The sequence below is a fragment of the Gordonia sp. LMA167 genome, assembly GCF_058130025.1.
On sequence record NZ_CM176708.1, the window covers coordinates 3,174,601 to 3,188,604 of the forward strand.

At 67.6% G+C, this 14,004-nt stretch carries 16 protein-coding genes; 6 read left to right on the forward strand and 10 right to left on the reverse strand.

All coding sequences use genetic code 11. The features are described from left to right. The first annotated feature begins 111 nt into the window (after window positions 1-111). Window positions 112-906: a biotin--[acetyl-CoA-carboxylase] ligase gene (locus tag ACVT6V_RS14325; protein ID WP_489900458.1), complete on the forward strand. Its 795-nt coding sequence runs from the start codon at window positions 112-114 to the stop codon at window positions 904-906. A 33-nt stretch (window positions 907-939) separates the two neighbouring features. On the opposite strand, the gene ACVT6V_RS14330 is transcribed toward ACVT6V_RS14325, so the two are convergent. Next, complete coding sequence (locus ACVT6V_RS14330; RefSeq protein ID WP_489900810.1) at window positions 940-1,560, reverse strand: DUF6069 family protein; 621 nt, start codon at window positions 1,558-1,560, stop codon at window positions 940-942. A gap of 110 nt (window positions 1,561-1,670) precedes the next feature. Between ACVT6V_RS14330 and ACVT6V_RS14335 the strand changes: the two genes are divergently transcribed. Genes ACVT6V_RS14335 through ACVT6V_RS14345 form a run of 3 tightly spaced genes read left to right on the forward strand, consistent with a single transcriptional unit; the run spans window position 1,671 to window position 4,296 of the window. Continuing rightward, window positions 1,671-2,246 (forward strand): PH domain-containing protein, encoded by a 576-nt coding sequence (locus ACVT6V_RS14335; RefSeq protein WP_489900459.1) that lies wholly within the window; start codon window positions 1,671-1,673, stop codon window positions 2,244-2,246. Continuing rightward, window positions 2,243-2,917: a response regulator transcription factor gene (locus ACVT6V_RS14340; protein ID WP_489900460.1), complete on the forward strand. Its 675-nt coding sequence runs from the start codon at window positions 2,243-2,245 to the stop codon at window positions 2,915-2,917. The genes ACVT6V_RS14335 and ACVT6V_RS14340 overlap by 4 nt, the downstream gene beginning before the upstream one ends. A gap of 26 nt (window positions 2,918-2,943) precedes the next feature. Continuing rightward, entirely contained in the window at window positions 2,944-4,296 is a 1,353-nt protein-coding gene (locus ACVT6V_RS14345) for a sensor histidine kinase (protein ID WP_489900461.1), read from the forward strand. On the opposite strand, the gene ACVT6V_RS14350 is transcribed toward ACVT6V_RS14345, so the two are convergent. Next, entirely contained in the window at window positions 4,268-4,828 is a 561-nt protein-coding gene (locus ACVT6V_RS14350) for a GtrA family protein (RefSeq protein WP_489900462.1), read from the reverse strand. The two genes, ACVT6V_RS14345 and ACVT6V_RS14350, sit on opposite strands and share 29 nt — an antisense overlap. A gap of 101 nt (window positions 4,829-4,929) precedes the next feature. Here ACVT6V_RS14350 and ACVT6V_RS14355 point away from each other — a divergent pair, with 101 nt between their 5' ends. Both ACVT6V_RS14355 and purE read left to right on the forward strand, forming a co-directional pair. Further along, window positions 4,930-6,126, forward strand: a complete 1,197-nt coding sequence (locus ACVT6V_RS14355; protein ID WP_489900811.1) for a 5-(carboxyamino)imidazole ribonucleotide synthase — start codon at window positions 4,930-4,932, stop codon at window positions 6,124-6,126. After that, the gene (gene purE / locus ACVT6V_RS14360) at window positions 6,123-6,695 is read left to right on the forward strand and encodes a 5-(carboxyamino)imidazole ribonucleotide mutase (RefSeq protein WP_489900463.1); all 573 of its coding nucleotides are present in this window, start codon (window positions 6,123-6,125) and stop codon (window positions 6,693-6,695) included. The genes ACVT6V_RS14355 and purE overlap by 4 nt, the downstream gene beginning before the upstream one ends. A 22-nt stretch (window positions 6,696-6,717) precedes the next feature. On the opposite strand, the gene ACVT6V_RS14365 is transcribed toward purE, so the two are convergent. The 8 genes from ACVT6V_RS14365 to ACVT6V_RS14400 form a co-directional block, all read right to left on the reverse strand. Beyond that, entirely contained in the window at window positions 6,718-8,040 is a 1,323-nt protein-coding gene (locus tag ACVT6V_RS14365; protein ID WP_489900464.1) for an HNH endonuclease signature motif containing protein, read from the reverse strand. A 17-nt stretch (window positions 8,041-8,057) separates the two neighbouring features. Beyond that, complete coding sequence (locus tag ACVT6V_RS14370; protein WP_489900465.1) at window positions 8,058-8,402, reverse strand: hypothetical protein; 345 nt, start codon at window positions 8,400-8,402, stop codon at window positions 8,058-8,060. A gap of 97 nt (window positions 8,403-8,499) precedes the next feature. Further along, window positions 8,500-8,952: a PaaI family thioesterase gene (locus ACVT6V_RS14375; protein ID WP_489900466.1), complete on the reverse strand. Its 453-nt coding sequence runs from the start codon at window positions 8,950-8,952 to the stop codon at window positions 8,500-8,502. Between the two features lie 27 nt (window positions 8,953-8,979). Then, window positions 8,980-9,807, reverse strand: a complete 828-nt coding sequence (locus tag ACVT6V_RS14380; RefSeq protein ID WP_489900467.1) for a dienelactone hydrolase family protein — start codon at window positions 9,805-9,807, stop codon at window positions 8,980-8,982. Then, the gene (locus ACVT6V_RS14385) at window positions 9,807-10,193 is read right to left on the reverse strand and encodes a nitroreductase family deazaflavin-dependent oxidoreductase (protein ID WP_489900468.1); all 387 of its coding nucleotides are present in this window, start codon (window positions 10,191-10,193) and stop codon (window positions 9,807-9,809) included. The genes ACVT6V_RS14380 and ACVT6V_RS14385 overlap by 1 nt, the downstream gene beginning before the upstream one ends. Before the next feature lie 43 nt (window positions 10,194-10,236). Then, window positions 10,237-10,923 carry a YdcF family protein gene (locus ACVT6V_RS14390; RefSeq protein ID WP_489900469.1) on the reverse strand — a complete coding sequence of 229 codons (687 nt, stop codon included), beginning with the start codon at window positions 10,921-10,923 and terminating at the stop codon, window positions 10,237-10,239. Window positions 10,924-10,989: 66 nt separating this feature from the next. Next, window positions 10,990-11,712 (reverse strand): TIGR03089 family protein, encoded by a 723-nt coding sequence (locus ACVT6V_RS14395; protein WP_489900470.1) that lies wholly within the window; start codon window positions 11,710-11,712, stop codon window positions 10,990-10,992. Continuing rightward, window positions 11,712-13,943 (reverse strand): LCP family protein, encoded by a 2,232-nt coding sequence (locus ACVT6V_RS14400; RefSeq protein WP_489900471.1) that lies wholly within the window; start codon window positions 13,941-13,943, stop codon window positions 11,712-11,714. The genes ACVT6V_RS14395 and ACVT6V_RS14400 overlap by 1 nt, the downstream gene beginning before the upstream one ends. Window positions 13,944-14,004 lie beyond the last annotated feature (61 nt).

Below are 14,004 nucleotides of genomic sequence, written 5' to 3' on the forward strand. Positions count from 1 at the left end.
TGACCCACGTCAACCGGATCAACGTGAGATTCGCCTCATGTTCCCGAGCGATCGGTCGGGAACCTGATAAATGGCCGCTCACCTGCGGTTGTGGCGGTAGCGTCTTGAGGTGTGACCACCGATGCTGCGCAACTGAATTCCGACCGACTCGCCGAATTGCTGGCGGATACCCGATGGCGGAGCGTCGAGGTCGTCGACGCGACCGGTTCGACGAACGCCGATCTCATCGCACGTGCATCGACCGAGGATGTCGACGGCACCGTGCGCCTGACGTCCGACCAGACGGCGGGGCGCGGCCGACACTCCCGCGACTGGATCGCGCCGCGAGGAACGCAACTCGCGATGTCCGCGGCGCTGTCGGTCGGCGAACACACCGAGCACCTCGGCTGGTTGTCGCTGATCGCCGGCCTGGCCGCGGTGCGGGCGATCGATGACGTCGTCGGTGTCCGGCCGGCGCTGAAGTGGCCCAACGACGTGCTGATCGACGATCACAAGGTGGCGGGGATCCTGTCCGAGTACACGAACACACCGTCCGGTGGTGTGGCGGTCATCGGCATCGGGATCAACACGTCGATGACCACGGAGCAACTCCCGGTGCCGACCGCCACATCGCTGAGCATCGCCACCGGACATTCGGTTGCGCCGACCGACCTCGCCGCGGCTTTCCTGCGCGCCCTGGCGGATCTGCTCGTGCGGTGGCCCGGTGACCTGGAGCAATTGGCGCAGACCTATCGCGAACAGAGCGACACCGTCGGCCGGCGGGTGCGCCTGGCCCTACCCGGCGACGAGGAGGTCGTGGGGACCGCGATCGGTGTCGACGCGAGTGGACGGATCGTCGTGGAGGCCGACGGCCGACAGGTCGTCGCGGCCGCGGGCGACGTCACCCACCTGCGGTCGGCCGACTGATCGCGGCCGGCTGCGGTTCGGGGGCGGTAGCCCTCAGCGTGCTCCGGCCGGGGGACTCTGGATGCTCTTGTGTCCCATGGCCGGGATCAGCGCGGCGATCGGTAGCCCGATGATCAGGTGCAGCACCGCGGTGGCGATTCCCACCGAGATCTCCGCGTAGAGGATCAGCGGGATGATGACCGACGCGGCGAAGAGCAGGCCGACGATCCAGCGGAAGAACTGATCCGGCGACGGCGTGATCAGCTGCAGCACGTACCAGAGTGCGCCGGCGGCGAGGGCACACAAGAAGCCGACGACGGCGAACCAGAACTCGTCGCGGGACAGCGGGTTCCAGATTCCGAACCGTCCGGAGTCGTTGACCCGCTGCACGATCGCCCGGATGACCCATGCGGCCAGCCACGCGGCGAGGCCGGTCACCACCCCGGTCATGACGACGCCGCCGATGAACATCGTCGGATTGACATTGGGTCCCAGACGCGGCTTCGGCCGGGCCGGTTGCGACCGACCTTGGGAATCCATCGCATAGGTGGGCTCGGAATAGCCGGGCGGCGGAGTGGACTCGCTGTACGCCCGGGACTCGGGATAACCCGGTTCATAGCGTGCGGTCCGGGGGTCCCGGGGATCCCGCGGGTCACGTGGATCGTGGTAGCTCATGTCGTGTGGGACCTCGAGACTGTCGGCGACCTTGACGTTTATCGGCAGTCTACCCACCGCCGGTGTCGAGATGAACGGTCCATGGGTCGGTGCGCACTAAGCTGACAGGCATGGCCTATCCACGGGAGAATCTCGCGCCCGGCGAGGACATCGTCCTGCATCGGCATCCCCACTGGAAGTGCCTGATCGGGCCGTTTCTCCTGTTCGTGGTGGTGACGGCGGTCGCGGGTATGCTGTCCGGAATCGTGAGCGGCGCCGACCTCGGGTCGACGACCCGGATGGTGCTGTTGATCATCATCGGTGTCGTGTGGCTGGCCGGATTCATCTGGTATTTCGTGCGACCGCTCGTGTCGTGGTCGTCGACGCATTTCGTGCTGACAGACCGTCGGGTGATCTTCCGCAACGGCATCCTGACGAGGTCGGGCATTGACATCCCCATCCGGCGGATCAACACCGTCGAGTTCCGGCACGGCCCGATCGACCGCCTCCTGCGGACCGGCACGCTGATCATCGAGTCCGCCTCCGACGATCCGTTGTCGTTCGACGACATCCCGCAGGTCGAACGGGTCCATGCGCTGCTCTATCACGAGGTGCTGGACATGGACGACGAGGCATACTCCGAGGAGATGCGGGAGGTCTCCGACGACGACCCGGATCGCCGGCACGACGAGGGGAGTCGCAGGTGACCGATGTGTTGTTGGCCGAGGACGATGCGGCGATCGCCGAACCGCTGGCCCGGGCGTTGACCCGTGAGGGATACGGGTGCGAGGTCGTGACCGACGGCGCGCAGGCGCTGGATCAGGCACTCGACAGTCGGTTCGAACTGCTGATCCTCGACCTGGGACTGCCGGAGATCGATGGACTCGAGGTGTGCCGGAGGGTACGGACGGCGCGTCCACAGCTGGCCGTGCTGATGCTCACCGCGCGCACCGACGAGGTGGATTTCGTCGTCGGCCTCGATGCAGGCGCCGACGACTACGTCGGCAAGCCGTTTCGGCTCGCCGAACTGCTCGCGCGCGTCCGAGCCCTGTTGCGCAGGCAGCAGAGCGCCGACGTCGTCCTCGACGGCGGTGACATCCAGCTCGACACCAGAGGCCGGCGGGTTCTGGTCAACGGCTCCGATCTGGTGCTCGCCAACCGCGAGTTCGACCTGCTGCGCTTCCTGATGGAGCGGTCCGGGCAGGTGGTCAGTCGCGACGAGATCCTCACCGAGGTGTGGGGCTCGGCCGACCTGCGGTCGTCGAAGACCCTCGACATGCACATCTCCTGGCTGCGGCGAAAGATCGGCGACGACCAGCACGATCGTCCGCGCCACATCGTCACCGTGCGTGGTGTCGGCTTCCGGTTCGATCCGTGATCGCCTGACGAGACGACGGAGCAGCGGTGCGACGCCGGATTCTCAACACGATGATCGCGATGATCATCGCGGTCGGGTTGCTCCTGGGTATCCCATTGAGCGTGATCGCGTGGTGGTGGGTCTCCGACAACGCCCACCAGAGCCTGGACAGCAGGCTCAAGCTGATCTCCGATCAGCTGATCCGTCAGGAGGGCCAGGAGGGATCGGTCACAGCCGGCGAGCTCGACGTCGATGCCTTCCGGGTTCTGCTCCCCGATGGTGGCCGGCTGACCGTTCGCTACCCGGTATCGGGCGCCGCCGACGCCGTCACGGTGATCGGTGAGCCGATCGAGGGAGCGACGATGGCCGACGCGATCGGCCTCGGCAACGCCGGCTCGTTGTTGTTGGAGATCCCGCTGACCCAGGTGCGCGACGATCAGCTCGCGGCAGTCGGCATCGTCGCCCTGGTGGTCGCCAGTTCGATCGCGGCGGGCACGATCGTCGCGGCGGTGACGGTCGGCCGGATCGCCGACCCGCTCATCGACCTCGCCGATCGTGCTGCGGCGATGGCCAAGGGCGATTTCCGCTCCGAGTGGAAGTCATACGGCATCGGCGAACTCGATCGCGTGTCCCGGGCGCTCGGTGACGCCAACGCCGAGATCGCGCTGCGTCTCGAGCGGGAAGGCGAGATCGTCGGCGATGTCTCGCATCAGCTGCGCAGCAGGCTCACGGCCATCCAATTACGTCTCGACGAGCTGTCCATGCATCCCGACCCGTCGGTCGTGAGCGAGGCCGAGGCGGCACTCGAACAGGTCGAGCGGCTGTCGCGCGAGCTCGACGAGATGGTTGCGGCGTCGAGAAACGACCCGGCGGTGCCCATCGACATCGACGTCGAGGAGATGGTCAGCACGCTCATCGGCGACTTCCGGACGGCGTTCGCGGCGAGTGGGCGAACCATCTCGGCGGGGTACAGCGGCCGCCTGGTCGCGGTCAGCGCCCGTCCGGGCCGTTTGCGCGAGGCGTTGAGTGTGCTGGTGGACAACGCACTGCAGCACGGTGGCGGCAGGTGCCGCATCGAGGTGGACGACCTGCCCTCCGGTGACATGATGCGGGTCACCGTCGCCGATGAGGGACCGGGAGTGCCCGACGAGCTCGTCGGGCTGATCTTCCGACGCGGATTCTCCGCCGGGCGCGGCAACGGTGTGGGTTTGTCGCTGGCCCGCGCATTGGTCGAGGCCGACGGTGGGCGACTCGAACTGACGTCACGCCGTCCTGCGGTCTTCGCGCTGGTCATGCCGTCGGCGCACGGACACGGCACGGACGCGGGCGACGGAGACGGTGGGGGCGACCAGGCGTCGTCATCCGTCGTCGTCAGGCGTGACCGAGTTCCTCATCGGTGAGTTCTTCGAACGTCGGATGCAGGTCGGTCGACCCGGCGTCGCCGCCGCGCAGTTGTTCCACGGGGAAGGCGAACTTGCGCAGCGCCCAGAACCGGAACGCCATCTGCAGCAGATTGCCGATGAGGAAGCCGAGGATGAAGTCGATCACGACCTGTTCGGTCACGCTGACGTTGCTGCGTAGGTCGAAGACGTTGTTGGCGACCCACAGCGGAGCGGCGGCGAGAATGACCCCGATCCCGCTGATCACGAAGAAGAGCAGGGCTTCGTGGTGCTTCTCGCGGCCGCCACGGTTCTTGAATGCCCACTCACGGTTCAGCACGTAGCTCAGGATCGTGGCGAAGGTTCCGGAGATGACACGCGCGACGACGGGCTTCGACTCCAGGACCGTGAACGTCAACAGGTAGAAGATGGCCAGGTCGAAGACGAAGGTGGTTCCGCCGACGAGGGCGAATTTGATCAGCTCGTGGTGACGCAATACGAGCTGACGAACGGGCTCGGGTAGTCGAGCCACCAGCTCGTCGATAAAGGGCACAAGATCCGAGTGTACGAAACAAAACCGAACGGTAACTTCGCCGGGCGCTCATGTGCGAATGATGTCGGCTTCGTGCCACGATGTGTCGCGTGACTTCCAGCATGCCTACCGTGACGATGATCGGCGGTGGTCAGCTCGCTCGTATGACTCACCAGGCGGCCATCGCGCTCGGGCAGTGCCTGCGCGTCTTGGCGACGAGCGAGGACGACCCCGCAGCTCAGGTGAGCGCCGATGTGGTGCTCGGCTCCCACGACGAACTCGCCGACCTGCGTCGCGCGGCGCAGGGCGCGGTGGCGCTCACCTTCGATCACGAAGGCGTGCCGCTGGCACATCTCGAGGCGCTGGAAGCCGATGGAGTCGCGGTGCGCCCGCCGTCGAAGGCGCTGCATTTCGCCCAGGACAAGCTGGCGATGCGCGTCCGGCTGGCCGAGCTGGGGCTGCCGATACCGGACTTCGCGGACCTGACCGGTGACCACGCGGACGCGCGTGCGCGGCTGGTCGAGTTCGGTGACACACACGGATGGTCGATCGTGATCAAGGCGGTCCGCGGGGGGTATGACGGTCGCGGTGTCTGGCTGCTCGACGATCGTGACCAGGCGCTCGCGGTGTTCGACGAGCAGATGGGCTCCGATGTCGGGCTGATCGCCGAACAGAAGGTCGCGATGCGACGTGAACTGTCGGCGATGGTCGCCCGATCGCCGTTCGGTCAGGGCGGGGCATGGCCGGTGGTGGAAACGGTGCAGCGCAAGGGTCAGTGCGCTGTCGTGATGGCGCCTGCCCCGGACCTGTCCGAGGACGTCGCGGAGCAGGCGCAGGAGATGGCTCTGCGTTTGGCGGGCGAGCTCGGCGTGGTCGGGGTCATGGCGATGGAGCTGTTCGAGACGTCCGACGGCGCGTTGCTGGTCAACGAACTCGCGATGCGGCCCCACAACAGCGGGCACTGGACCATGGACGGAGCGGTGACGTCGCAGTTCGAACAGCATCTGCGCGCCGTGCTCGATTACCCCCTCGGTGACACCGCTCCCCGCGCGCCGGTCACGGTGATGGCGAATGTGCTCGGTGCCGAGACGTCGCCGGAGATGTCGATGGACGAGCGTCTGCATCATCTGATGGCGCGCATGCCCGATGCCAAGGTGCATCTGTACGGTAAGGGCGAACGGCCTGATCGTAAGATCGGTCACGTCAACATTGTTGGGACCGGGAACGATTCGGTGACCGAGGTCCGCGAGCGCGCCGAGCGCGCCGCGCACTGGATGTCGCATGCCGAATGGACCGATGGATGGGATGTGCACTCATGACCGACACCGCAGCGAGTTCCGGCGCCGAATCGCCTGCCGATGAGACCGGGTCACCCGGCGAGCCGACCAGGCCACGGGTCGGGTTGATCATGGGCAGCGACTCCGACTGGCCCACAATGGAAGCCGCGGCGGAGGCGCTTGCGGAGTTCGAGGTGCCCTTCGAGGTCGGTGTGGTGTCGGCGCATCGGACGCCGCAACGGATGCTCGACTACGCGTCGGGCGCGGCGGCCCGGGGCATCTCGGTGATCATCGCGGGCGCCGGTGGTGCCGCGCATCTGCCGGGCATGGTCGCCTCGGCCACCCCGTTGCCGGTGATCGGTGTGCCGGTTCAATTGCGCACACTCGACGGACTCGACTCGCTGCTGTCCATCGTGCAGATGCCCGCCGGCGTCCCGGTGGCGACGGTGTCGATCGGCGGTGCACGGAACGCGGGTTTGTTGGCCGTGCGAATCCTTGCGACCTCGGACGCCGGGCTGCGTTCGCGCATGCAGGATTTCCAGAAGGGTCTGGAGACCATGGTGCTCGAGAAGGACGAGGCGTTGCGGAGGAAGTTGCTCGGCGAGGACTGAGGGCCGCTGCCCAGCTGCACCGTCAGAACGGCGGCGGATTCTGCTCGTTCCACCGATCCATCGCGCGCTGGTCGGCACGTCTGATCGCTCCGGCACGCTTCGCGCGGAGTGCGTCGATTCGCTGCCGTGCCGGATGATCCGGTGGCGGGCCGCTGCGGGTCAGTGATCGGAACAGATCGCGTCCGGTGAACGCGTTGCCCAGATATGTGTGGCCGGTGGGGGATTGGAAGAACACCGTGCCGAGCTCGTCCTGATGGTCACGCCATCCGACGCCGAAGGTCTTCATGCGGTGATGAAAACGGCACAGCGGCTTCAGGTTTCGAGGGTGGGTCGCCCCGCCTTCGCCGTGCGGGACGGTGTGATCATTGTCGGCGTGCCAGACCGGGTTGTCGCAACCGGGAAAGGTGCAACACAATTCGCCGGCGCGGACCAGGGCGTCGACCTTCTTGCCGGGCGTATGGCGGGCGACGGCCTGTGGTGAGTTGGTGATGTCGGTCCGCACGTAGGTCCGTCGTGCCTCGGTGACCAGACCGCGTGCGGTGGCGGCGTCGATGACCCCGTGCCCGTCCAGGAATGCCGGATCGTCGTCGAGGCCGAGGAGAGTGCTGAGGTTGACGACGATGTGGAAGGTCGGCCGCGGTGCCATGGCGGGATCACTCGCGGCGGCGTCACAGCTCCCAGCGGCACCGGTGCTCGTTTCACCGGCGCCGGTCTCGGCGCTCGCGTCGGCGGAACCCGGTTCGGCGGAACCGGCGTTGGCCGAACCGGCGTTGGCGGTTCCGGCTTCAGGTGCGCAAGCGTCCGTCGTCGGATCGTGCCTTCGCGTCTCTTCGCGCGCCACCTCATCCGGTGTCTCCGATGATGTGCTCGCGCAGCCCTCGCATCGACACGTCAGCCGCTGGACGCCATTGGCCAAGGCCACCAACGCGTCTGCCCGCCGCTGGGCCGTGGTCCGAGGATCGTCGGGATGTATTGCGGCCGCCATGGCCGTGAGACGGGCGTCGACCGCTGCTGCCTGCTCGGCCGGCAGCGCACCGGTCACCCTCGACTGTCCCGGTGTGAACCGGTCCGGGCGGATCGTCACCTTGCGGTCGGCATCGACGAGTTCGCGGCGGCGTCGGACCGCATCGGGATCGTGTTCGGCGACGATCCGGTCGACCATGGCCTGGAAGCGTCGCATCGACATGGGTTCGCGCGTCTCGATCGCATCGGCGATCTCCACGTCGATCAGCTCGATCTTGTCGGGGTCGCACAGCTCCGTGCGGCGCACCACCAGCAGGAAACGGGTGAGATCGATGCGCCCCGCTCCCAGAGTGCCGCCGGTGAAAGCGAGTTGGTTGCGCATCACACTGCCCGCCAGGATCAATTCACGGGCGCGGGCGGGGGGACCGTGAGCGCGGCCCCGACCTCGGCGATGGCCGCCTCGAGCCCGGTCGGGCCGTACTGCGCTCTCGGATCGTCACCGCCCGCGGCACGTACCGCGAGCTTCTCGAGGTCGGCAAGCGAGGTCTCACTCGTACCCGCCTCGGTGGCGAGGCGGATCAGATACTCCTGTTCGCGTTCCTCATGGATCAGGCTGACCGCCTGGAGTATCCGGTAGTCGGCACAGGAGCGCACGGCATTGCAGTGGTGCAGCACCTCGACCAGTTCGGTCGCCGAGTGCCGCTCGTCCTCGGCCAGCTGCGTGAGTACCGCGCCAGATGTCATGCGTCAAACATACGTTCGAACACCGACAATTTCGTTCGGGCGCCGATCGTCTGTGCACAACCGGCGACGAAAAGCGCCACGGGGCCCGGAGTCGAGGTCAGCGAGCCCGCCAGCGCTTCCAGACGGCATGACCGGTGGCACGGACCTTCCCGTCGTAGCGCAGTTCGGCGTCGCAGACGATCTCGGCCTCGGTGGAGCTGACGACCACGGCGCGGAGTTCGACCTCACTGTCGAGTGGGCTGGGGCGGATGTACCGGACGTCGATGCCGGCGGTGACATAGGGCAGGAGTGTGCCCGGTTCGGCTTCCCATCCCTGCAGCGACGCCTCGTTCATGACACCCGCGGCGCTGTGGCAGTCGAGCAGGGTGGCGATGATCCCACCGTTCAGGTAACCGATGCCGTTGTCGTGTTCGGGCCACGGCATGAATGTGGCGCGGACGTAGTCGTCGCCTGCATAGCTCTTGAGCTGCAGTCCACGCTCATTCGCCGGACCACACCCGAAGCAGGTCATGGTTCCGAAGAGTCGGTCCTGAATGGCGGTCGCCTCCACAAACGTTCAGTTTAGGCGAATTCCGGGTCAATCAGCGGTGGTCAGCAGTTTCTCGGTGAAGAAGTCGAGTACCTGCTCGCGCGCTTGGAACGTGGGTTCGCCCGGCTCGTCGACGAGGTCCTCGGTCAGCACCGAATGAGGCTGCGGGAGCATAGAATCCGGGTTCGCCGCCGAATCGGGCAGTTCGACGCACAAGAACGAGTCACCGAGCTGCTCGCGCAGGAAGTCGAATCTCGTTCGCGGGGCGAGCCGGTCGCCCTCGAAGCGTAGGCCCATCACCTGGAGTCCGGCTGCGCAACGGTTCTTCACGCGCGCGAGGTCGGCGTCGCTGACGTCGATCGAGTGGTTGCGCGACGGGATGATCCCGAACGGCAGCGAGGGTTGGGACAGCACCGGGGCGAGCAGGCGATCGTCGGTGGCCATGGCCAGCGCGAATCCGCCGGTGAAGCACATCCCCACGGCGCCGACGCCGGGGCCGCCGCATCGTTGGTGTTCCTCGGCGGCGAGTCCGCGGAGCCAGTCGGCCACCGGTGACGCCTTCCCGGTGGCCAGCACGGTGAACTCGCGACTGATGCACGCCCGCGCGATGGTGCCGAGCATGTTCTGCGCCGCACCGAGATTGCCCAGATTCGACGGTCGCGGATCGCGTCCGTCCACCCCGAACAGGGAAGGCATGACCGCGGTGAGTCCGCGCTCGGCGACCTTGCGGGCGAAGTCGGCGACCTTCGGACTGATGCCCGGCATCTCCGCGATGACGATCACCGCCGGACCTGACCCCTTGCGGTACACGCGGTGGGTCGTGGCGCCGACGGTGACCTCGCGGGTGGTGAAGTCGTCGAGTGGATCGTCGGCCATCAGGCCTCCGTCTTGTCGGCGACGATGGTGCCGGTCAACACCGAATCGAACAGGCGCGCGGGGACGCGTGCCCCGCGTGCGACGTCGGGAGAGTCGGACGGGATGATCCGCGGACGAATCACCGTGTAGTGCTTCGACTTCCGAATGAGTCCGAACTCGCCCGCGGCCTGGACGTTGCGTACCCAGTCGGTATGACGGCCGTAGGTGAGCACGATCGACAGCCGGTCACCGTCCGCCCAGGCCAGCACCGGGTTCGAATAGCGCTTGCCCGACCTGCGGCCGACGTGTTCGACCATCGCCCAGGGGACCAGGCGGGGCGCCCACTGGCGCTGTATGGGATTGGTGACTTTCTTGTTGAATCGCGCGACGGACGCAGGCAGCTTCATGGGTACGAGGATGCCGTACCGAGGCGCATTTGTGGAGAGTCGATCAGCTCGACCCGGTCGAACCGCTGCCGGAGCCCGATCCCGCCGGAGGAGCTCCGTCGGTGTAGCCGGAGATGACCCCGGCGATCGGGATCGATCCGTTGACGGCCGTGCGGAAATTGAGCATCGCGCGTTTGACGTGGGTGGGGCTGCTCACGACCACGGCGCCGGTGGCGCGCCCGGCGGCCAGCATCCGCGCCGTGTAGCGGGCGTTCTCGATGGTGGTGCGGGAACGGTTCTCGGTGGCGATCCGATGGGCCGGGACGCCGTGCGCGATCAACCACGACTTCATGGCCTGCGCCTCGGTGCGACCCCGTCTCGGGAGTCCGCCGGTGGTGATGATCCCCGCGGTGGGAAAGGCACGCGCCAGCGACAGCCCTGCCTGCAGCCGGGTCACGAGCACCGGCTTCATCGTGCCGTCGCGGTTGAGGGCCGCGCCGAGCACGACGATGCGTGTCCCGAACGGGTTGATCTGCAGCATCATCGGTACCTCGGGCGTGAGTCGCTCCTGATCGGTGCACCATTTGACCAGGTCCGGTATCGGGGACTGGCAACCACCGGCCGTCGACATCAGGCCGTTGAAGGCGGTCACCGGGGACGCATCAACGGTCACCGCGGGTGTCATCATGACCATCGCGACACTCAGGGCACTTGTGCCCAACAAACCAGCAGCTTTCCCTTTGATCTGCATGAGTCACGCTAGACACACTCTTCGTTATCGCGTGACGGAGTTCGACGGACTGAGACCTTAGCGTTGCTAAGTCAGAACCGTCGTCGCGCGCTCGGTGTTCGCCAGGTCGTCGATACGGCCGCGGTCGGCGTGCGCGACGGTCACCAGCGACGCGCCGACCGACAGCGGCGCGAGCAGATTCGCGATGATCTCGGCCGAGGAGCGCCAGGGCCGCACGGTCAGCACCCGGGAGTCGGCCCGGATGTCGTCCGCCCGGGCTGCTGCGTGGGCCGCGGTGAGGACCGCGTCGGTCGAATCGTCCGCGAGTGCAGGTCCGCTTGCCCGCTGCCTCGGCGAGTACTGATCACCATGTACTCGGACCGCGGTTGCGTAGTCGGTCACGCCCACCGGGAGGTCGCGAACTCCCATGGCGAACGGGTCGAGTGAGGCGACGAGAAGTTCGTCGACGTCGCCGTAGTCGTCGATCTTCTCGGCCGAGGTGACGACCACGCCGAGCGCGGAGGGGTCGACGCCGTCGGCGGGCACGCTCACGCACGCGCCGGCCCACCAGGCGCCCAGCAGGATCGCGGCGGTCTGCCAGTGTTCGGGCAGGTCGACGAGAACATGATCGCCGGACCCGAGTCCCAGCTCGTCGACGAAGAAGTTCGCCGACTTGGCCGCCCAGTTCCCCAGGGTCGCACCGGACAGTTCGGTGCGCTCGCCGGTGGCGTGGTCGTAGAAGGTCAACATCGGCTGAGACCAGTCGGTCACGGCGTCGAAGACGGCGGCGGTGATGGAGGAGTCGGTCATCAGTTCACGCAGGTCGGGCCGTCGGTTCCGGCGGTGATGGGCGGGCGGTTGTTGCCGACGCGCTCGCTGGCCGGGATGTTGTCCGCCTGCGCTCCGGTGTCGCCGATGGAGCCGGGGCCGTCATAGGTGTTGGTGAGTACCGCCTTCAGGCGCTTGTCCGGCAGCGAGGTGTCGACGCGGACCTCCGCGCCACCGAGGTCCTTGGCCAACTGGCGTGCACCGGCGTCGTCGGAGTGGGCGTACACGACGCTGTCGCGGTCGTCGGCGCTGCCGCCGCTCGTCTTCCCGGTCTGAAAACCTTTGTTCGTGAGGATGTTGGAGACGTTGGCCGCCAGCCCGTCGATCGTGCCGGCGTTCACGACGTCGACGGTGTAGTCGGCGCGGTCGACGGCTCCGTCGTTCTTCTTGTTGTTCAACAGATTCTCCGTGAACGTCCGGACCTGTTTCGGGTCGATCTGGACGACACTCTGTTGACCGTCCTCGCTCCAGCCCTGCTCGGTGACCACCGGGATGGTGGCGAACTTCACCCGGCCACCGGTGAGGTCTTTGAGTTGCTCGGCCAGTTTGATCACGTTCCAATTGTCGTCGATGACGACCGACCGGGAGATCGCTCGCTGCAGTTCACCGAGTTTGCCGGGGTCGGCGAGCATGTGCGCGGACAACATCTTCTGCGCCAGCGACGCCATGAACACCTGTTGGCGGGTGATGCGATCGAGATCGCCGCGCGGAAGGTCATGACGCTGGCGCACGAAGCTGAGGGCCTGTGGGCCGTTGAGGGTCTGCTCGCCGGCGCGGAACCGGGCCCCCGAGAACGGCTCGTTCACCGCCTCCTTGAGACAGACGTCGACGCCGCCGACCGCTTTCGTGAGAAGGACGAACCCGAGCAGCCCCACTTCGGCGTAGTGATCGACCTCGACGCCGGTGAGGTTGGCGACCGTGTCGATGAGTGCCTTCCGGCCGGCCTGGGTGCCGTCCTTCTCCGCCGCGGCCTCGCTCTCGCCGGATTCGACGGCACGCCGACGCACCCCCTCCTTCGTGGTGCCGTACGCCGCGTTGATCTTCGACATCCCGATGCCGGGAACATCGACGTAGGAGTCACGCGGAATCGAGATCGCGGTGGCCGACGACCCGTCGTTCGGGATGCGGATGAGCACGATCGTGTCGGTGTTGGTGGCCACCTCCTCGCCGGAGCGAAGCCAATTGAGTTCCTGGGTGGACAACGGGTTTCCCTTGGCGTCGGTCCGCGAGTCGGTGCCCACCAGGAGGATGTCCACCGCGCCATCGTCCGGGCCGCCGAGGCCGAGGCCGCCCAGCTGGGTGATGTCGGAGTTGAAGTTGTCGACGCTGTTCCAGGCGTATCCGGTGCACAGCAGTACCGACGCCGACAGCAGTGCGATGAGTCCTCGGCCCACACCGGCGCGGGTGGACCGCGAGCGCCAGGAGATGCGGCGTTTCGTCGGTGCTCCGGCCGTGGGCCTGGTCCCGGGTTGTTCGCCCGGCCGGCGCGTTTGCCCGGACGGACGCCGGCGACGTGGCTGATCGGGCCCGGCGGCACGCTTCTGTGGACGTGCCGATCGGGGCTTCGCGTCGCTTCCGGCATCCGCTGCGGGGCCGGGTGGCTTCTGGGCTGCGAACCGGCGTGGCGGCTCGCCGGGCTGACGAGAACCACGCGCCGAAGTGGGTGACGCGTCGGCTGGGCGCCGGGTGGGCGGGGTGGCCGGGTCGTCAGGCCGGCGCCGACGCCGGCGAGGTGCAGCGACGCCCTCACCACCGGTGTGGATCTCACCCGAGGTCCTGCGGCCCTGTTCGTCTGTTGGGGCCGGCGGCCGCTGACGCGGGTCGCGGCGCCCGCCGTCGTCGGGGTCTCGACGGCGGCCGGCGGCACGCGGGTCGCCCGCGCGGGTATCGCCCGGCGCGGGCCTCCGACGGGTGCGCGGGCGATCGTCGGGATGCGGTCCGGCCGATCGAGGTTGGGCGGAGCGGGGCTGATTCGATCGGGGTTGCGCCGGTCGGGGCTCAGCCGAGCGGGGTTGGGCCGAGCGGGGTTGGGCCGAGCGGGGTTGGGCCGAGCGGGGTTGGGCCGAGCGGGGTTGGGCCGAGCGGGGTTGGGCGGAGCGGGGTTTCTCACCGCGCGGCCGACCGTCGGCTCGATCGCGGGAGCGCGCGGTGGGCTCTTCGGGACGTGCGCGACCACCGGAACGTCGGCGTGCGCCATCGGGTCGAGGATCCACGTGCGCGTCATTACCTTTCAGCGTCGGCCGAACACCGGATGCGCGCCGCGCCCGCTGCGGA